The sequence below is a fragment of the Stenotrophomonas maltophilia genome (assembly GCF_006970445.1).
Lineage (GTDB): Bacteria > Pseudomonadota > Gammaproteobacteria > Xanthomonadales > Xanthomonadaceae > Stenotrophomonas > Stenotrophomonas maltophilia_AU.
The window spans coordinates 2,302,771-2,318,760 of record NZ_CP033877.1 but is presented as its reverse complement, the minus strand read 5'-3'; the positions used below and the strand labels follow the sequence as shown (position 1 = coordinate 2,318,760).

Here is a 15,990-nt window from a genome sequence, read left to right as displayed (position 1 = left end):
CGGGTTGCCATTCGAAAGGGGAGTTTCAATGCACAGGCAAGTCAGTGAGATGTTGCAGCGCGCCTACCGACCCCACCGGTCCTTGCCCGACCTGTTGGGCGCGTTCGTGAAGGAGTTTTCGCAACACCATGCAGTGCGTGGCGGCCGCGTCCATCTGCGCGGTTCCGGTGCAGGCCATCCGGACGGGACCCCGGTGGCGGACGCGGACGATGGGACCGGCGCCAGCCAGCGTCTGCCGATCCGCTATGCCGGTGAAGTGCTGGGCGAGCTGCAGCTGGAAACGCAGGCGGGGCGTCTGGACAGCAGCGCGCTGGCACTGGGCGAAGCATTCGCGCATCGCTGCGCGCACCTGATCAAGCGATACGAAGCACAGGCGTGGGCCGAGCAGGCGCTGAGCCGGCCGTTGCTGCTGGTCGGTACCTGCGATGCGCTGAAGCGGCTGGAAGAGTTCATCGAGCGCGCTGCCGCCAGTTCACTGCCTGTGCTGCTGCGCGGCGAGTTCGGTACCGAGAAGATGGAACTGGCCGCCGCACTGCACAGCGGCAGTCCGCTGCGGCGGGGGCCCTTCATCGAGGTGAACTGCGCCCATCCCCAGGAGGAACCCTCGGACTGGTTCCGTCACGCGCGTGGCGGCACCCTGTACTTCCACGAAGTCGACGAGTTGCCGGTGGCGCTGCAGGGGCAGCTCTCGCATTGCATCCGTGGCCTGCAGCCTGCATCGGGCGAAGCGGGTGCGGCACAGGCCATCCGGGTGATCGCATCCACCAGCGCCGACCTGGAGCAACGCGTGCGCGACCGGTTGTTCTCGCGGGCGCTGCTGGCCGGCCTCGAGTTCCTGACGGCGGATGTTCCGCCGCTGCGCGAGCGCACCGAGGACATCGGCGCACTGGTTGCGCGTTCGCTGCAGATGCACGGCTTCAATCCGCAGGTAATCAGCGAGGACGTACTGCAGACGCTGCGCAGCCATGATTGGCCGGGCAACCTTCTGGAAATGGAGCGCGTGGTGGTTCGCCTGGCGGTGATGACCGGCGGCCGGAGCATCCGCCGTGAGGATGTGCTGAGGCATGCCCCCGGGTTGATGGCCGCCGACAATTCCGTTGGCGCCGACGCAGGGGCCGAGGCCGGCATGGACGCCCCGGCAACGCAGGACACCGGGCGCGATGTCGCCACAGCGGCAGCAACGGCACAGGAAGGCCTGCACGACGGCCTGAAACGCGCCCTGGCCTATCTGAAGGACCATGCCGCGGAGCCGCTCACGCTGGGCGACCTTGCCCGTCAGGCCCATGTGAGCCAGTCGCACCTGGGCTTCCTGTTCCGCAGCGAGCTGGGCACGACCTTCAAGCTGCTGCTGCAGCAACTGCGTATCGAGCATGCCAAGCAGCTGCTGCGGGATGGGCAACGCCTGCGCATTACTGATGTCGCACTGCAGGTCGGCTTCGGTGACCTGAGCCACTTCGAGAAGAGTTTCCGGCGCGCGGTGGGGGTCAGTCCGCGCAGCTACCGGCGAACGCCGGATCAGTAAAACAAACGCCCCGGTGCAGGCGCGGGCCTGCCCGGGGCGCTGGAACGGAAGATCCGGCGTTAGCGTGCGTTTGCTTCAGCAGCGCGCTGCACGGCCTGCTCGGCGGCTTCGTCAGCACGGCGTGCCGCCTCGGCGGCGGCCTCGACCGCGCGTTGCGAAACCTCCATCGCGGCGCGGATGCCTTCTTCACTGGCGGCCATCGCGGCGTCCGCCAGTTCCTGTGCGATTTCCATCGGGGTTTTGCCCGCCGGATGGGCGGGAGTGGGCTTGCCGGGAAGCGGGGTCGGGAAGGTCATCGTCGGTGCTCCTGCTGGGGATGAGGGGGGAGCACCGTCGCTGCGCTCCCCCAGGATATGGCGCAATGCCGCCTGGGCATCGGCCAGGATCTTCTGCGCCTGTTGCCGGGCCGCCAGGCGTCCGGCAGCAACGGCCGCACCGGCTGCCGACGCGAGAGCCTCCGTTGCTGCCTGCACGCCGTCGCCACCTGGCGCCGGAGCCGGGTTCACACCGCATCCGCCTGGTAGCCCACCTGCGCTTCTTCGCCCAGGTAGCCGCGGGTTCGGCGGTAGTCCTGCAGGGTGATCACATTGTCCTCCACCTGCACCAGCGCCTGTGCTTTGGAGCCATCGATCGGGAACTGCACGCTGGCACCATCCTGGCCGAGACGGCCACGGGAAACCGGATGTTCGTTGAGGAATTCCTGTGCATCGCGCAGCTGCCACCGCGCGGCCTCGCGCAGCCGGCTGTCATCCTGAAGCAGGTCGGGATCGTTGTCGAAGCAGGCCGCCATCTGCTGGGCGGCCAGCGAGATGCGGGCATAGCCGATCTGCCGGTTCGCGGCCAGGCTTGCGGCAATCGCCTCGCGTACCTGCTCCGGCGACGGCAACTGTGGCAGCTGCGGCCCGTCCAGGAAGCCGAACAGGATCGGCAGCACCTGTTGCAACGCACGGGTTGCACGTGTCAGCCGATGCTCGCGACTGCCGCCCCCTGCGCTCACCCGCTGGTAGAAGCGGAAGTAGTCGGCAAACTCGATGGGCCTGCGCGCGTGCAACAGCGCGAAGCTGGCAGCGTCGACCAGGTCGTCGCGCCCAGCGGCGGACATTCCCAGCTCACCGGCCAGCTGGTGGAGCGCCACCGATTCACGGAAATCCAGCTGCTGCAGCAGGGGTGCGTCGGCCGCGCCGATCGAGGCCAGGAACGCGCGTGAGGCGCCGAGTTCGGTGTTGGTCAGCAGCCGGTGTCGTGCCAGGACTCCCTGCGCCTCGCTGTGCGAAAGTCGTGTCTCGTCTTCAAACTCCACCTGGCGCAAGGCACTGAGATCGCTGTTGCCGAGGCTGAGCAGCTTGATCGGGCCGACCTGCAACCCGAGGCGCGACAACCATGTCATGCGCGAACCGTGCAGACCCTGCTGCACCCCATCGAGCATCGTGCCCTCGTCGGAGAAGGCATAACGGTGCTCATGCGACTCCATGGCCCACTTCAGCCAGTGCTCGCCGCCGTCGATGAACTGAAGGACATGCCTGCAGGATTGACTGATCTGATTGGCCTGGGGGATGGAACGACCGGCAATGAAAACGCTCATGCGTGGCTCTCCTGGCGGCCTCACTGGGCCGGAAATTCCTTGAGGACGGTCGCAGCGGCATTGCCGACCCGGTTGAAGTCGTCGGTGGCCCCCTGCATCATGTTCTGCGCTTGCGTGAGCACCCTCGCATACTTTTCGTCCCCCGTCGCCAGGTACTGGGCCATGGCCACGCCGGCCGCGGTGGTCGCGATGGTTGAGACGTTGCGCAGGGCGTCAGCTGCATCCTGCACGGCGATCGCCGCAGACTGGGCCACCGACTGGTAGGCCTTGCCGGCACCACTGGTCTTCACCACGGTCGCAGACATGGTGGCCGTCTGCACCTGGTTGATCACATCGATGACCTGGGCGTTGACGTTGCTCGGGTCCATACGGGCTCCTTGATGGGCGGGTGGGGCCGCAGGCGGCCTGCAGTCTGTCAGGCCCCGGCGTCAGCGTCGTCTGCCGGGGAAGGGGAAGGGGAGTCTGGCGCGGGATCCTGGGCGGGACCCGCGTCCGGATCCGGACCGGACGCGGGGTCGGGCGCAGGACCGGGCGCGGGCGCTGCCGCAATGCCTGCAAGCGTTTCGAGTGCATGCAGGCTGCTGGTAGCGGCCGCAGCGTCGGCAGTGGCACCGTGGGTCTGTGCCTGCAGGACGCTGATGGCGGTCTTTCCTTCTGCGGTGGCCGCGGCGATCACCGCCGCAGGCGAAGGCGGCGCCGGCACCGGGCCAGGCAGGGGAATGACCTGCGGCGGTGGCGGCGGAGGGGGTTCCGGAGCGGGCGGCGGCACCGGCCAGGGGGCATTGATCATCTTCGCGCAGGTCGCGGTGACCGCTGCGTTGCTGACCATGCCCGCACCCTGCTGGCGCGCGACGGCGTTGTGCATGGCGGTGCCCAGCGTCTCAAGCATCACCATGTCCAGCATGCTGAAGGACTGCGCCGGCCCCTGGGCCACCAGCAGGGTCGAGGCGGCGCTGACGCTGTCGACGATCTGGCTGTTGACGGTGTTCTCACTGCTCATGACGGAACGGCTCCCTTCTGGATGATCAGGGCCAGGACCTGGGCCAGGCTTGCGCCGGCGGTCACCTGGCCGCGTTGCTGGTTGGCCACCGCGTTCTGCATTGCCAGGGCGAGGCTGTCGGCCATCGCCAGGTACGTGGCGGACATCGCGAACGAGGGGGCGAGGGCGATCGCCACACCGGATCCGGCGCTGGTGGCTGCCAGCAGGTAGCCGGTGGCGGGCGATGCGGCCATCGATCAGGGGCCCGACGTGACGCCGCCCTGAGCGGGGGCGCGGTGGTTGGCGTCACGCCGGGCCGACACGTCAGCGCAGACCCAGGATTTCGCGGGTGGCCACGCCGTTGGAGGCGGTGTCGATCGCATACAGCGTGGACACCCCCTGGGTGGTCGACGCCTGCATGGTCACGTAGGACTGCTGCTGGTTGTTGGTGGCGTTGTGCGCGGCGTTGGACAGCGCCTGGCTGGTGGCCACGAACAGGTTGCCCATTGCGATGGCGGGCGCATCACCAAGCACCTTGGTGTTGACCTGCGAGACCGAATCGGTGATCTGGCTGTTGACGGCGGTGGGAAATGCCATGGTGGAAGCTCCTAGGGTGGACAGCACTACAGGAACGGAGATTGCCGGCACTCAATGGGATCAGCCGAGAATCTTCCGGGTGGCGGCGCCGGTGGCGCCGGTATCGACGGCGTAGAGCAGCGCGACGCCCATCGTGGTCGCGGCCTGCGCCGTGACATACATCTGCTGCTGGGCGAGCGTCGCGTTGTGGGCGGCATTGGCCAGCGCCTGTGCGGTGGCCTGGTACAGCGTGCCCATTGCCGTGGCAGGCGCCACGCCCAGCACCTGCAGGTTGGCCTGGCTGACCGAGTCGGTGATCTGGTCGTTGACGGCCGTGGGAAATGCCATGGCTCAGCTCCTTGCCTGCCGGCGCATCACGCGCCGAGGATCTGCTTGGTGGCCACGCCGGTGGTGGCGGTGTCGATCGAGTACAGCGTGGCGACACCCATGGTGGTGGCCGCCTGCGCCGTCACGTAGGACTGCTGCTGTGCGTTGGTGGCGTTGTGGGCGGCATTGGCCAGGGCCTGTGCGGTGGCCTGGTACAGATTGCCCATGGCCACGGCGGGCGCGTCGCCCAGCACTTTGGTGTTGGCCTGGGTGACCGAATCGGTGATCTGGTCGTTTACAGCGGTCGGGAATGCCATGTCGAACTCCTTGGGGTTGGCGGGTCAGCTATGGAACGACGGATCAGGAACCCAGGCCGCGAACGCGGGTGCTGAGGATTTCCCTGCTTGCCACCGCGGTGGTGGCGGTATCGACCGAGTACAGCGTGGCCACGCCCATGGTGGTGGCCGACTGCGCTGTCACGTAGGACTGCTGCTGCGCATTGGTGGCGTTGTGGGCGGCGTTGGCCAGCGCCTGTGCGGTGGCCTGGTACAGATTGCCCACCGCCACGGCGGGCGCGTCACCCAGCACCTTGGTGTTGGCCTGGGTGACCGAATCGGTGATCTGGTCGTTTACCGCGGTTGGAAATGCCATGTCCTGCTCCTGCGAAAGGGTGGAAGTGCGTGGTATCCAGTGTCACGGTGCGTTGCCTGCAGCGGCCTGGGCTTCACCGTGGGGCCAGAGTAGGAAATGGCGTCGCCGCCGGATTGGCGGAATCGACGGAGAATGCGGGCGGATCACCGTGAAGGTGCGGCGTGAATACGGCGGAACTGATGATCAGTGCCGTCGGCACCAGCGCTGGCGCATTGTCCTGGAGGACACACAGGGGCTGCGCGTGGGTAGCGCGGTCCGGCGGCGACGGGCTGTGGCCACGGCGTCGCCGGATCGGGCGGGTCAGAGCATGTAAGGGATCTTGAACGCCAGCGTGAAGTCCGGTGCATCCGGGGTGAGCCCGATGCCGAGCAGCGTCACCAGCGTGGTGTGCTGGTTGAGCGCATAGGTCACACCCAGATTCAGTGACGCCGCATTGGCGTCGCTGCCGATCACCTTCATCCATTTGCCGCCCTGGAAGCGGGTGGAGGCACGTGTGCTGATGCGATCGCTGAAGGACAGGCTGAGGCTGGTGCGTTCGTTGAACGCAAAGGCCACGCCGGCGCCGAAGTAGACCGAGCCGCCCAGCTTCACGTCACCCGGATTGACCGTATCGGGATTGCTGTCGATGTCACTGAAGCCACGCGGGAATGAATGCACGTAGCCGAGGTTGGCGAACAGGATCGCCGGATCGGCGGTCTTGACCATCGACAGCCCCACGTTGGCCTGCCACACGCCATTGCCGGTGGGCTGTTCCTTGGGCACGGCGAAGCGGATGTAGTCATCGTCGTCGCGCTCGATCACCTTCCAGTCCAGGCCGTAAGGTGCGCGCCCGGTGGGCGCGGTCACTCCGGCAGTGAGCACGGTCTCCGGGCGCCAGCCGCGTTCGCCGAACAAGCGGTAGTTCGCGCTCAGGCCGATATCGCCCAGGCCGTTGCCATTGGTTTCTTCCTGCGCGATCGCCGCCGCCGCGCCGCCGGCGCCGCCTTTCTGGTAGACCGTGCGCCGCGCCAGGTACGGCACGTCCAGATTGAGGGTCAGGTTCGGGCTGACGCCCCAGCGGGCGGCCAGGTTGTAGGTGAGCGAATCGGATTCGACGTTCTCGATGGCGATGTTGCCGAGGAAGATCGCGTCCAGTGCCAGGAAGCCATTGAGGGTGAGCTGCTTGCGGTCATAGCGGGCGTAGGTGAGGCTGTTCTCGACGGTGAAGCGGCGCGAGAACAGCGCCGACTGCTGTTGTTTCACATCATCCACGCTGCGCCGCGATTCCTGTTTTGCCCGCTGCGCCTCGGCGGCGCTGCTGGCATAGCCTTCGCCGCTCGGCGAGGCCTGTAGGGTCGAGCCTTGCTCGCCTGCCGTAGCCGGGGCCAAAGCCGTAGCCGTAGCCGGCGCCATCGGGCCGACCTTCCCGCTCAACCGCGCCTGCATCGCCTGCACCTGCATGTCCAGTTCGCGCAGCCGCCGCACTTCCTGCGCGTAGTTGGATTTGAGCTGCTCCAACTGGTTGGCCAGTGCCTGCACGTCGGCGCCATCATCCGCCGCCGGTGGTGCGGCGAAGGCGGTGCCCGCCAGCGCCGCCAGCGCCAACGGGGTGATCCTCATCAAGGTGTGCATGTTCGTGTCCTGCGTTGTGGAACGCTTCCCCCAACGCCGTGCCGTGGTGCTAGCGGCCCGGCCCCATGCCGCGGTTCATCGCAATCGCCTGGGCCACGTTCTGGCTCAACGGCAGGTTGCCGCCCGCGGTATCCCGCACCAGCTCCAGCCGCAGCTGGTTGCTGGCGATCTGGCCGTCACCGTTCAGGGCGATGCCCTGGCCGACGCTGCCGTTGCGTATCCATTGCTGGACCAGGCCCTGGCCATCCACCTGCAGCTGCAGGCGTGCCTGGTTGCCGTCGAGTACCGCAGAGGCCGAGATGCCTGCGGCCTGTGCGCTGAGCGAATGGGCACCGTCACCCGACGGGGCCGGCACCGCACCGTTGCGCACCACCAGCGTGGTCGCATTGCGGGCGGCGTTGCCGTCGCCGGCCACCTGCACGCTCTGCACCAGGCCGCTGGCGTTGGCCAGGCCGGTGCTGTCGATATGGCGACCCTGTGTGTCCGGCAGCGGTGCATCTGAGGTGGTCACGTGCACGCTGGGCTGGAAGCTCAGTTTCGGGCTGCCGCCGCCGCGGAAATCCATGCCCAGGGTCAACGCCCCCTGCAGCACCGTTCCGTTGCCCGCCTGCCACTGCGAGACCATCGTCACCCCGAACCAGGCCACGGTATTGCCGCCTACGGTGTAGCGGCCCCGCATCAGGTTCAGTTCGGGATCCGGGATTTCCTTCAGGCCGCGCCCGGGCGCCGCGTCCGCCGCCTGCAGGGGCAGGGCGGGGCAGGCCAGCAGCAGGACCATCAACAGACGGTGGCGGAACATGGCGGAACCTCCTTCAGAACAGGTCGGCGTGGCTGAAGCCGAAGTCGACCAGTTCGGCATCGGTGATCGGCCCCTGTCGCGCGTAGAGCGCGCGGGCACTGGGCCGTTCGCTGGGTTGCAGCAGGACCGTGTTGCGATCGAAATCACTGCCGATCACCACGAACACCGCACGTGATGGCCAGGCCGCCAGGAACTCGGGCAGTGCCAGGCTGCGGTTGCCCAGGATCGGATCGGCCACCTCGACGACCCCCTGGCGGACCTGCTTGAGCACCACGAAGTGGCGGAAGCCGCGCACGTCCATCAGCACAAGGCCGGGAACGCGAAGCGTGCGCAGGCGCGTTTCATCGATGCGATAGCCGCGCCCGCGCATGCCCAGCGACTCCACGTAGCGCTTGATGTCGAGCAGCGAAAAGCCACGCTCGGCCACCAGCGCCGCGTCGGAGACCCCCATCATCCCTTCGATCACCGTCGCCTCGTCGGTGTCCAGGTGGTAGGCATGGCGCAGGATGGTCGCCAGTGCGGCCGCCCCGCAGCTGTAATCGGTGTGCTGGCGCACCACATTGCGGTAGCGCCGTTCTTGCATGCTTTCCACCTTCTGCTGCAGCAATGCGCCATTGGGCAGCACGCCGGCGAAGCCGACGTCGCCCGCCCGCGCCGATGCACCGCCCAGCAAAAGCAGGCAGGCCAGCAGGCACATCGAGAGACGGTGGCCGATCATCACGTTCTCCAGCAGCAGGAGGGAGCCCCTGTCCCAAGGGGGAGGAGGAACAGGGGCTCCCGGGAACCCGGCCGTTGGCGGACGGCCGGGGTGGTGCGCTTACTCGCCGTTGCCGCCACCACCGCCCGTGCTCGGCTGGGCCACAGCAAGCGCCAGGCTGTTGGCCTGCAGGTTGCCGGTGCCCGCAGCGACGTTCACGCCGATGTTGCCGGAGGCGCCGGAGAAGGCACTGCCGGACAACGCCGAGGTATTGGTCGCGTTGACGTTCACCCAGCGCGTGGTGCTGACCGTGCCGCTCAGGCTGGCATACAGGTCGGCCACGCCCAGTTCGACGAACTGGCTGGTGCCGCTTTCACGCGTATCGAAGCCCAGGCCGCCCACCCCCGGCCGGTTGGGGTTCATCGTGGCGTTCTGGATCTCGTTGTCCAGGTCGATGTGGCCGGTGCTGTTGCCACCCGGATGCGGCAGCTCGCCGTTCCACGTATCCAGGTAGTAATTGGCCATCTGGTAGGCATTGCCGGTGCCGCGGTAGGTACCCGCGCCATAGGCCAGGGTCAGGCCGCTGACGCCGCCATGCATGCCGACCTGCACGGTATCGGTGTAGGACTGCACGAAGCCGGCGTTGCTGACCGTGTTGCCGGTGGAGACCTGGTTGGAGCTGATGCTCGACTGCGCCACTGCGGTGGTCGCGACCGAGGCCGCGAGCGCGTTCTTCTGCTCGTTGTTGTTGCCCGAAGCGATGTTGACGCCAATGTTGCCTGACGCACCGCCGAAGGCATTGCCACCGAGACCTGCGGCATTGGTGACGCCGGAGTTCATGGTGGCGTTGCCGAAGCCGGCCTGGTTGACGAACACCTCGGCGTCGGCCATGCCGAAGCTGAAGGACGCATCGGCAGCGGACAGCGACGCGGCATTGTCCTGGGCGTTGTTGTCGCCGGATACCACGTTGAAGCCGAGATTGCCCGATGCACCTGCACCCACGCTGTCACCGATGGAGGCACTGTTGGTGACCAGGCTGTTGCTGGTGGCGTTGTTGCTGATCGACTGGCGGTTGTCGATCACGGCGATGGCCGCAGAATCGAGGTCGATGTCGCCGGTGATGTTCGGGTCACCGGAGAAATTGATGTCGGTACCCAGCCGCAGGTCCTTCTCCAGGTTCACGTCGACGCCGTGGTTGTTCTTCTCCTTGCGCTCGTCGGCCTGGATGGTGCTGTGCTTCTGCACGTTGACGTTGACGGTGCGGTTGCGCACGTCGTTGTCAGTGTGGTTGTGGGTGTCGTTGCGGGTTTCGCTGACGGTATGGTTGTGGTTGATGTTCGCGTTGGCGTTCTGGTTGTCCCAGCCATTGGCCGCAGCGGCGGTCGAGGCAGTGGCAATCGCCATGGCGAGCATGGTCCGTTTGACGGTCGCTTTCATGGTGCCCTCTCTCTCATCAGTGGTGCATCGGTTGGGTGGTTGTCACGGGCGGTCCTGCACGACCAGGCCCAGCACATTGGCCGTGTCGTTGCCGCTGCCCGCGATCTGATTGAGTTGCAGGACCCCGTCGAATCCCCGCAGCGCGGTGCTGGTGACACCGGCGCTGCGGGTGCCCGTCGCGACGCCGCGACCGGCGTCGTCCCGCCCCCCTGCCAACGCGGAACCCTCGGCGGCCAAGGCCGTATCGTCGGTTTCGCGTATGCCCTGTCGGGCCAGCGTCGCGCTGACGACGTTGAGCGTCGTGTTGGCGATGCCGCTGGCCTGGTTGATGGATGCGATGCCGCTCGCACCGGCCAGCGCCTTGCCATCGATGACGGCGGTGGCGTGCAGCGGTGCACCCAGCACGCGGTTGCCACCGCGCAGTTGTCGGTTGCTGATCGATACGTCGGCATGTTCGCCCGTGGCGATGCCGCGCAGGTTGGTCTGCAGGTTGAGGTCGCCGGCCGCCTGGTTCACCGCGATGGCACCGTTCACGCCGGCCAGTGCATGGCCGTCGATGCGGGCAACGTCGAGGTAGGCGAGCATGCCGCTGTAGTCATCGGCCTGCGCGATCAACGGCGTGGCAGACAGGATCAGCAGCAGCCAGTGCGCCCGCCTCACTTGCCACCTGCCGGGGCCATGCCCTGCAGCGGGAACTGGCCGAGGGCGCCGCGCACGGTATCGCCGATGCCGCGGGTACTGTTACCGACCGCGCCGAGCGGCCCACTCATGGCGCCACCGAGACTGCTGCCGACCATGCCCTCACCGCTGCGGCCGAGCGTGCCGCCCAATGCCTGTTGCGTCACACGTTCGACCGTGGTGCCTGCGGGTGCGTTGGCTGTGGCTGCGTGACCTGCCCCCATGCCTGCGTAGTCCTCATCGCTCAGCTCGTCCATCCCGTTTGCCGGGGCACCGGCACCGAGGGCCGCCGCGATCTCGCGCTGCGGTTTCGGGTCGGCGATCAGCGCCATGCCGGGCGGCGCCATGCGATAGGCCGGCCGCGCGGACACATCGCGCAACAGGACGATTTCGCCCGGTTGAGCCTTCACGCCCTGGCGGGCACCGGAGGCAGAGGCGCTCGCGCCAACCGACAGCAGGGCCACGGCCAGCGTTGCCAGCAGGCCGCGAATGGGGGTGATGCCGTCCATGCCGATCTCCCGTGGTGGGTGCGGCCGAACCTCGCATCAACCGTGCCAACCCTGGAAGGCTTGGCGGCCATGGCGCCAGGCGCTGGCAGGCGTGGGGCGCTGCTGCCGCGCCGTTACAGCGGCGTGGGAAAAATGTTGGGATTGCGCAGCGCCAAGCGCCGCAGGGCAAGGCGGGCGCCCGACTGTCGCACGGGTGTTACAGGTGCCGCCGCGGACTGTAACGATGCCGCTTCAGCCGGTGCTTTCTTGACGCGGCGCTCATTGCGCCGCCGTTTAGCGCGGCGCTAGGATCCGCCCATCAAAGGCCGCTGCGGTGGCCGTAGAGGTCCCGGCGGGGGGCGGCACGCCGGTGATTGCCTGACAGTCCGCCGACGGTGTCCGGATGCTGGGGGAAGCATGGCGGCGGTCCCGGAGGCTTCTACATCACGTTGCGTGCTCTGGTTCGGCGAGCCGCTGGCGAACGAGCGCAGCGCGCTGGCGGCCGCAGGCTGGTACGTGCGTCGCATCCATCCTGACCCGGCGATGGCGATCGGGCTGCGCGGGCGTGATCGGCTGCTCGCTGTGCTGGATCTTCGCCATCTGGATATGCCCGCGCTGCAGTTGCTGGCGCCATGGATCGAACAGCACGCGCATCTGCCCTGGCTCGCGGTGCTGCCGCCCGGCGCGGGGCCCATGCCTGCAGCGTGGCTGCCCCTGCTGCAGCGTTGCATCTCGCGGTTCACGCTGCCTTTCGGCCTGCAGGACCTGGTGGCTGCGATGCGCCAGCAGTTCGAAGCGGATGATCCGCCAGCAAATGAGGTGTGCGGCGGGCAGGGGCCGCGCACATTGATCGGCGAAAGTCCTGCGCTGCACGCGGTGCGCACGGTGCTGCACAAGTTCGCGCCGGTTGAACTGCCGGTCCTGGTGACCGGTGAAACCGGCACCGGCAAGGAGTTGGCGGCACATGCACTGCATGCGTTGTCCGGCCGTGCAGGCAAGCCGTTCATCGCGGTCAATTGCGGTTCCATCCCGGCGAACCTGGTGCAGTCGGAGCTGTTCGGCCACGAGCGCGGCTCGTTCACCGGCGCCGACAAGCGCCAGATCGGCGTATTCGAAGCCGCACACGGCGGTACGGTATTCCTCGACGAGGTGGGCGACCTGCCGGCGGAGGCGCAGACCAGCCTGCTGCGCGTGCTGCAGGAAGGCACGTTCGAGCGCGTGGGCAGCAGCCAGCCGCTGCGGGCGGACGTGCGGGTACTCGCGGCGACCCACGTCGAACTGGAACACGCGGTGGCGCAGGGGCGGTTCCGCAGTGATCTCTACTATCGGCTCAATGTGCTGCGCCTGCTGATGCCGCCATTGCGCGAGCGTGGCACCGATGTGCAGCTGCTGGCCGAGCACTTCCTGCGCTGCTTCCGCCTGCGCCACAGCGTGCGTGCACGTGGCTTTGCGCCCGCTGCGCTGCAGGCGATGCGACGTTTCGCCTGGCCCGGCAACGTGCGTGAACTGCTCAACCGGGTGCAGCGGGCGGCAATCATGGCCGAGGGTGAGCTGATCAGTGAGCGTGATCTCGAACTGGCCGGACCGGTGCATGCGCCGCCGGGGGCGATGCTGCACGATGCCCGCGGCCAGGCCGAACGCGATGTACTGCTGCAGACCCTGCGCCAGACCGGCTACAACGTCTCCGAATGCGCGCGGCAGATGCAGATCTCGCGGGTGACCGTATATCGGTTGTGCCGCAAGCACCGGCTGGAGCTGCCGGCGCAGCGCTGATCAGCCGGCCGCGACGTGCTTGAACAGGCGTAGCGGCGTGCCTGGAATGCGCTCGATCACCCCCTTGGCCTCCAGATCCAGCTGCACGGCCTTCAACCACCAACCCGCCGTGGCTCCTTCCGGGAACAGCGACGCGGGCAGGTGCGGCAACAGCGCTTGCTTCGCCTGCGCCACCGTCATCCCGGGAGGTTGCCTGGGCAAGGCACGCAGCAGGGCCGTGCGCATGGCCATGTACTTGCCACGATCGACGCGCTGGATGTGACCTGGGGTAGTGATGCTCTCGATCTCGATCCGCTCGGGTTCAGACATGGGTATCTCCCGCGACCTCGATGCGTGGGCTGCGGAAACCCATGGCGATCCACGCCTTCATCAGCCGGGCATAGAACTGAAGCGACCGGGTCTTCAGGTTGGGCACGTCGTCGGGAAGGACAGACGCGTCTGGAAGATCACTGACCATCGTCCGCATTTCGACGGCGGGGCGTATCGAGGCCGGCCACAACAGGCCATACAGGCTCAACCAATGGCCACCGCTGAACTCCAGGAAGAGCGGTGTATTGCAGCAGCTCGCCAGGACGCGGCGGCTGCCGCCCGTGCTGGACAGCCGCAACGCGTACAGCAGGGAATGCCCGGCGTCGATGCGGACGCGATCCTTGCGCTGCATTACGAAATGCGTCTGTCCCTGTGGCCCCAGCACCTGCGGTGCTCCGGGCATCGACTGCAGCTGGGCGCCAGCCCTGCGGCAGCTGTCGCAGCAGCATTCGACGGTGGCGATGGGACTGCCGGTGGTGGTCAGGCGGACCTGACCACAGGCGCAGGCAAGGGACTGTTGGGAGGGCATCTGCATTTTCTCCTGGGGTATTCATCCTCTCGACGAACTGGCGCGCTGGAAATCGACACCACCTGCCTTCAGGGTCGCGACATCCGGTAGCGGATGCGGTACAGGTCCAACCCTGCACCGTCCGCGCGCCGCGCCGAATAGGTCAAGGTGCCGGGTTGCGAGCCATCCAGCATCGCGCCGTAGCTGTCGCCGGAGGCCTCGTTCAAGGGCGAGGTCAATGCAAGGCCTGCGTCATAACGGCCTCCATGCGCGTAGGCAATGAACTGGCGCACCGGTGCACTGCCGAAGTCCAGGGCGCGGGCAAACACCACCGTTCGGCCGTCGCCCAGGAACGTGGCATCGAACTCCTGCGCTGCGGTATTGAGGTCTCCCGCCAGCGGCCGTGCCGGCTGCGCGACGCCGCCGATCATCGCCGCGCTGTAGAGGTCATGGCCGCCGGCACCGCCCGCACGATCGCTGGAGAACAACAGCGTACGACCGTCCGGCGAGAGCATCGGCGCGAACTCGTCGGCCGCACTGTTCACCGCAGGCCCCAGATTCTCCGGTTCCCCGAAGCGACCGTGGCGTTCCACGCTCACTCGATACAGATCGTCGCCGCCCTGGCCGCCTGCTCGATCCGAACAGAAATACACCACACGGCCATCGGCGGAAAAGGCGGGATCGAAGTCACGGCCCGGCGTGTTGAACGAGACCGGCGTCGCCGGCCGCCAGCGCTGCCCATCGTGGTGGGAGACCCAGATGTCATACCCGCCCGGACCGCCGGGCCGGTTGCGGCTGAACCACAGTGCGGTTTTTCCGTCCGGGCTCAAGGTCAGTCGAATCTCGTCATGCTGCGTGGATGCAACGCCCGGGGCAAAGCGTTCGGCGGCGCCGACGATCTGCAGCAGCCTAGATGGAGACGCGGGAGGTGACGCAGCAACCAGCAGCACCACGGCCAACAGCGCCTTCATGCCTGTCGCTCGAAGTCGCTGACCCAGTTGGTTTCCCAGCTGCGTCCACCATCGGCCGAGGCCGCCTGTTCCCAGCGCGCCGAATGCGGGGTAATGCGTGACCAGATCACCCGCGTCTGGATCGCCCGCCCGTCGTGCTGGTCCTCGCCGAAGAAGCGGCCGACACCAGCCTCGAAACCACCGCGCAGCGGCGCGCCGATCCGGGTCGGCTCCCGGCCATCCAGCCACCAGCTCCGCCAGTGCTGCTCCGCCACATTCCAGGCGCGGATGCCCATGCCGCGCAGCGGTGCTCCCGGCACGTCCATCAGGTTGTCACCCACGTTACCGAATCCCCCCAGCACCGGCCAGTTGTGCAGGGTGCCGTTGAACGCGTCCCACGCATCACTGCCTGCCAGCCGAGCGCGCAGGCGGCGATGGCGCACGTTCCAGCGACCGACCAGGAAATCAAAATCACCCGGTGCATCCGGCCGCTTCGGAAGCGGAGAGGGGGCCGCCGCAGTGCGCCGGAACCAGTTGCGCCAGTTCACTTCCCAGTGCGCACCGGCATCGTCGGAGAACGCCTGTTCCCACCACGGCTCATCGCCATGGATGTCATGCCAGCGGAACCAGACCTCGATGGGGCGCCCTTTGAAGTCATCGCGACCGCGGAAGCTGCCGCCATCGCCTTCGAAGATGCCGCGCACGGGCGCTTCGATATGGGCAGGGTTGCGTCCATCGATCCACCAGATCGCCCACGTGGAAGACACTGGATCAAAGGCACGCACGCCCAGGCCCCTGTAGGGGCCCGAAGGCAGCGCCATGACGTTGTCATCGATGGTGCCGAGCCCGCCCAGGGTGAGCCAGACCGCGCTGGCGCCGGTGAAGGCTTCCCAACGGGTATCGCCCACGAGGCGGTCCTTCAGCCGTTGGTGCCGGACCTGCCAGTTGCCCTGCAACCATTTCCAGTCTGCGCTGTGGCTGGCAAGGGCCCACCCGGAGGGCAGGGGGGTGAACGCTGCCGTGGCGGCCAGGGTGGCCAGGAATTGCCGTCGATCCATGTGCATGATTCCTTGCCGGAGGTGCCTCCATCGTTGCGGGTACGA

At 67.4% G+C, this 15,990-nt stretch carries 21 protein-coding genes; 2 read left to right on the top strand and 19 right to left on the bottom strand.

The features are described 5' to 3' along the window. Window positions 1-28 precede the first annotated feature (28 nt). Entirely contained in the window at window positions 29-1,522 is a 1,494-nt protein-coding gene (locus tag EGM71_RS10745; RefSeq protein WP_188484905.1) for a helix-turn-helix domain-containing protein, read from the top strand. A 59-nt stretch (window positions 1,523-1,581) separates the two neighbouring features. Here EGM71_RS10745 and EGM71_RS10740 read toward each other — a convergent pair whose 3' ends face one another. The 15 genes from EGM71_RS10740 to EGM71_RS10670 all read right to left on the bottom strand — a co-directional run bounded on the left by EGM71_RS10740 (window position 1,582) and on the right by EGM71_RS10670 (window position 11,368). Next, window positions 1,582-1,818 carry a hypothetical protein gene (locus EGM71_RS10740; protein WP_046983341.1) on the bottom strand — a complete coding sequence of 79 codons (237 nt, stop codon included), beginning with the start codon at window positions 1,816-1,818 and terminating at the stop codon, window positions 1,582-1,584. Window positions 1,819-2,024: 206 nt separating this feature from the next. Then, entirely contained in the window at window positions 2,025-3,104 is a 1,080-nt protein-coding gene (locus EGM71_RS10735; RefSeq protein WP_188484904.1) for a hypothetical protein, read from the bottom strand. A gap of 20 nt (window positions 3,105-3,124) precedes the next feature. Then, the gene (locus EGM71_RS10730) at window positions 3,125-3,472 is read right to left on the bottom strand and encodes a hypothetical protein (protein WP_101765528.1); all 348 of its coding nucleotides are present in this window, start codon (window positions 3,470-3,472) and stop codon (window positions 3,125-3,127) included. A 47-nt stretch (window positions 3,473-3,519) separates the two neighbouring features. After that, entirely contained in the window at window positions 3,520-4,104 is a 585-nt protein-coding gene (locus EGM71_RS10725) for a RebB family R body protein (RefSeq protein ID WP_188484903.1), read from the bottom strand. Further along, entirely contained in the window at window positions 4,101-4,337 is a 237-nt protein-coding gene (locus EGM71_RS10720; RefSeq protein WP_188484902.1) for a RebB family R body protein, read from the bottom strand. Before EGM71_RS10720 ends, EGM71_RS10725 begins: the two co-directional genes overlap by 4 nt. A 70-nt stretch (window positions 4,338-4,407) precedes the next feature. After that, a complete protein-coding gene (locus tag EGM71_RS10715; RefSeq protein ID WP_005416651.1) occupies window positions 4,408-4,680 on the bottom strand; it encodes a RebB family R body protein in 273 nt (90 codons plus the stop codon). A 60-nt stretch (window positions 4,681-4,740) separates the two neighbouring features. Beyond that, the gene (locus EGM71_RS10710) at window positions 4,741-5,007 is read right to left on the bottom strand and encodes a RebB family R body protein (RefSeq protein ID WP_006446865.1); all 267 of its coding nucleotides are present in this window, start codon (window positions 5,005-5,007) and stop codon (window positions 4,741-4,743) included. 26 nt (window positions 5,008-5,033) lie between these two features. Beyond that, window positions 5,034-5,303: a RebB family R body protein gene (locus EGM71_RS10705; protein ID WP_005416649.1), complete on the bottom strand. Its 270-nt coding sequence runs from the start codon at window positions 5,301-5,303 to the stop codon at window positions 5,034-5,036. A 43-nt stretch (window positions 5,304-5,346) separates the two neighbouring features. After that, window positions 5,347-5,637 (bottom strand): RebB family R body protein, encoded by a 291-nt coding sequence (locus EGM71_RS10700; protein WP_049445059.1) that lies wholly within the window; start codon window positions 5,635-5,637, stop codon window positions 5,347-5,349. 300 nt (window positions 5,638-5,937) lie between these two features. Further along, on the bottom strand, window positions 5,938-7,248 hold the full coding sequence (locus EGM71_RS10695; RefSeq protein ID WP_188484901.1) for a transporter: 1,311 nt from the start codon (window positions 7,246-7,248) through the stop codon (window positions 5,938-5,940). Window positions 7,249-7,297: 49 nt separating this feature from the next. Then, entirely contained in the window at window positions 7,298-8,047 is a 750-nt protein-coding gene (locus EGM71_RS10690; protein ID WP_188484900.1) for a hypothetical protein, read from the bottom strand. Between the two features lie 13 nt (window positions 8,048-8,060). After that, window positions 8,061-8,765, bottom strand: a complete 705-nt coding sequence (locus tag EGM71_RS10685; protein ID WP_188484899.1) for a C39 family peptidase — start codon at window positions 8,763-8,765, stop codon at window positions 8,061-8,063. Between the two features lie 99 nt (window positions 8,766-8,864). Continuing rightward, window positions 8,865-10,181 (bottom strand): adhesin, encoded by a 1,317-nt coding sequence (locus EGM71_RS10680; protein WP_188484898.1) that lies wholly within the window; start codon window positions 10,179-10,181, stop codon window positions 8,865-8,867. A 42-nt stretch (window positions 10,182-10,223) separates the two neighbouring features. After that, window positions 10,224-10,841 (bottom strand): hypothetical protein, encoded by a 618-nt coding sequence (locus tag EGM71_RS10675; protein WP_188484897.1) that lies wholly within the window; start codon window positions 10,839-10,841, stop codon window positions 10,224-10,226. Then, the gene (locus tag EGM71_RS10670; RefSeq protein WP_188484896.1) at window positions 10,838-11,368 is read right to left on the bottom strand and encodes a hypothetical protein; all 531 of its coding nucleotides are present in this window, start codon (window positions 11,366-11,368) and stop codon (window positions 10,838-10,840) included. Before EGM71_RS10670 ends, EGM71_RS10675 begins: the two co-directional genes overlap by 4 nt. A gap of 396 nt (window positions 11,369-11,764) precedes the next feature. On the opposite strand from EGM71_RS10670, the gene EGM71_RS10665 reads away from it, so the two are divergent. Further along, window positions 11,765-13,120: a sigma-54 interaction domain-containing protein gene (locus EGM71_RS10665; RefSeq protein ID WP_188484895.1), complete on the top strand. Its 1,356-nt coding sequence runs from the start codon at window positions 11,765-11,767 to the stop codon at window positions 13,118-13,120. Here EGM71_RS10665 and EGM71_RS10660 read toward each other — a convergent pair whose 3' ends face one another. From EGM71_RS10660 to EGM71_RS10645, 4 genes are all read right to left on the bottom strand, one after another. Continuing rightward, entirely contained in the window at window positions 13,121-13,429 is a 309-nt protein-coding gene (locus EGM71_RS10660) for a DUF6958 family protein (RefSeq protein WP_188484894.1), read from the bottom strand. Further along, entirely contained in the window at window positions 13,422-13,964 is a 543-nt protein-coding gene (locus tag EGM71_RS10655) for a GFA family protein (RefSeq protein WP_188484893.1), read from the bottom strand. The genes EGM71_RS10660 and EGM71_RS10655 overlap by 8 nt, the downstream gene beginning before the upstream one ends. A 62-nt stretch (window positions 13,965-14,026) precedes the next feature. Further along, complete coding sequence (locus EGM71_RS10650; protein ID WP_188484892.1) at window positions 14,027-14,908, bottom strand: TolB family protein; 882 nt, start codon at window positions 14,906-14,908, stop codon at window positions 14,027-14,029. Next, complete coding sequence (locus EGM71_RS10645) at window positions 14,905-15,945, bottom strand: hypothetical protein (RefSeq protein ID WP_188484891.1); 1,041 nt, start codon at window positions 15,943-15,945, stop codon at window positions 14,905-14,907. The genes EGM71_RS10650 and EGM71_RS10645 overlap by 4 nt, the downstream gene beginning before the upstream one ends. Window positions 15,946-15,990: the final 45 nt, after the last annotated feature.

Coding starts and splice junctions, on each gene's coding strand:
- EGM71_RS10745 (WP_188484905.1), top strand. CDS start 29: ATGCACAGGCAAGTCAGTGAGATGTTGCAGCGCGCCTACCGACCCCAC.
- EGM71_RS10680 (WP_188484898.1), bottom strand. CDS start 10,181: ATGAAAGCGACCGTCAAACGGACCATGCTCGCCATGGCGATTGCCACT.
- EGM71_RS10685 (WP_188484899.1), bottom strand. CDS start 8,765: ATGATCGGCCACCGTCTCTCGATGTGCCTGCTGGCCTGCCTGCTTTTG.
- EGM71_RS10740 (WP_046983341.1), bottom strand. CDS start 1,818: ATGACCTTCCCGACCCCGCTTCCCGGCAAGCCCACTCCCGCCCATCCG.
- EGM71_RS10720 (WP_188484902.1), bottom strand. CDS start 4,337: ATGGCCGCATCGCCCGCCACCGGCTACCTGCTGGCAGCCACCAGCGCC.
- EGM71_RS10650 (WP_188484892.1), bottom strand. CDS start 14,908: ATGAAGGCGCTGTTGGCCGTGGTGCTGCTGGTTGCTGCGTCACCTCCC.
- EGM71_RS10655 (WP_188484893.1), bottom strand. CDS start 13,964: ATGCAGATGCCCTCCCAACAGTCCCTTGCCTGCGCCTGTGGTCAGGTC.
- EGM71_RS10695 (WP_188484901.1), bottom strand. CDS start 7,248: ATGCACACCTTGATGAGGATCACCCCGTTGGCGCTGGCGGCGCTGGCG.
- EGM71_RS10705 (WP_005416649.1), bottom strand. CDS start 5,303: ATGGCATTCCCGACCGCTGTAAACGACCAGATCACCGATTCGGTCACC.
- EGM71_RS10690 (WP_188484900.1), bottom strand. CDS start 8,047: ATGTTCCGCCACCGTCTGTTGATGGTCCTGCTGCTGGCCTGCCCCGCC.
- EGM71_RS10715 (WP_005416651.1), bottom strand. CDS start 4,680: ATGGCATTTCCCACCGCCGTCAACAGCCAGATCACCGATTCGGTCTCG.
- EGM71_RS10725 (WP_188484903.1), bottom strand. CDS start 4,104: ATGAGCAGTGAGAACACCGTCAACAGCCAGATCGTCGACAGCGTCAGC.
- EGM71_RS10645 (WP_188484891.1), bottom strand. CDS start 15,945: ATGGATCGACGGCAATTCCTGGCCACCCTGGCCGCCACGGCAGCGTTC.
- EGM71_RS10660 (WP_188484894.1), bottom strand. CDS start 13,429: ATGTCTGAACCCGAGCGGATCGAGATCGAGAGCATCACTACCCCAGGT.
- EGM71_RS10710 (WP_006446865.1), bottom strand. CDS start 5,007: ATGGCATTTCCCACGGCCGTCAACGACCAGATCACCGACTCGGTCAGC.
- EGM71_RS10670 (WP_188484896.1), bottom strand. CDS start 11,368: ATGGACGGCATCACCCCCATTCGCGGCCTGCTGGCAACGCTGGCCGTG.
- EGM71_RS10700 (WP_049445059.1), bottom strand. CDS start 5,637: ATGGCATTTCCAACCGCGGTAAACGACCAGATCACCGATTCGGTCACC.
- EGM71_RS10730 (WP_101765528.1), bottom strand. CDS start 3,472: ATGGACCCGAGCAACGTCAACGCCCAGGTCATCGATGTGATCAACCAG.
- EGM71_RS10665 (WP_188484895.1), top strand. CDS start 11,765: ATGGCGGCGGTCCCGGAGGCTTCTACATCACGTTGCGTGCTCTGGTTC.
- EGM71_RS10735 (WP_188484904.1), bottom strand. CDS start 3,104: ATGAGCGTTTTCATTGCCGGTCGTTCCATCCCCCAGGCCAATCAGATC.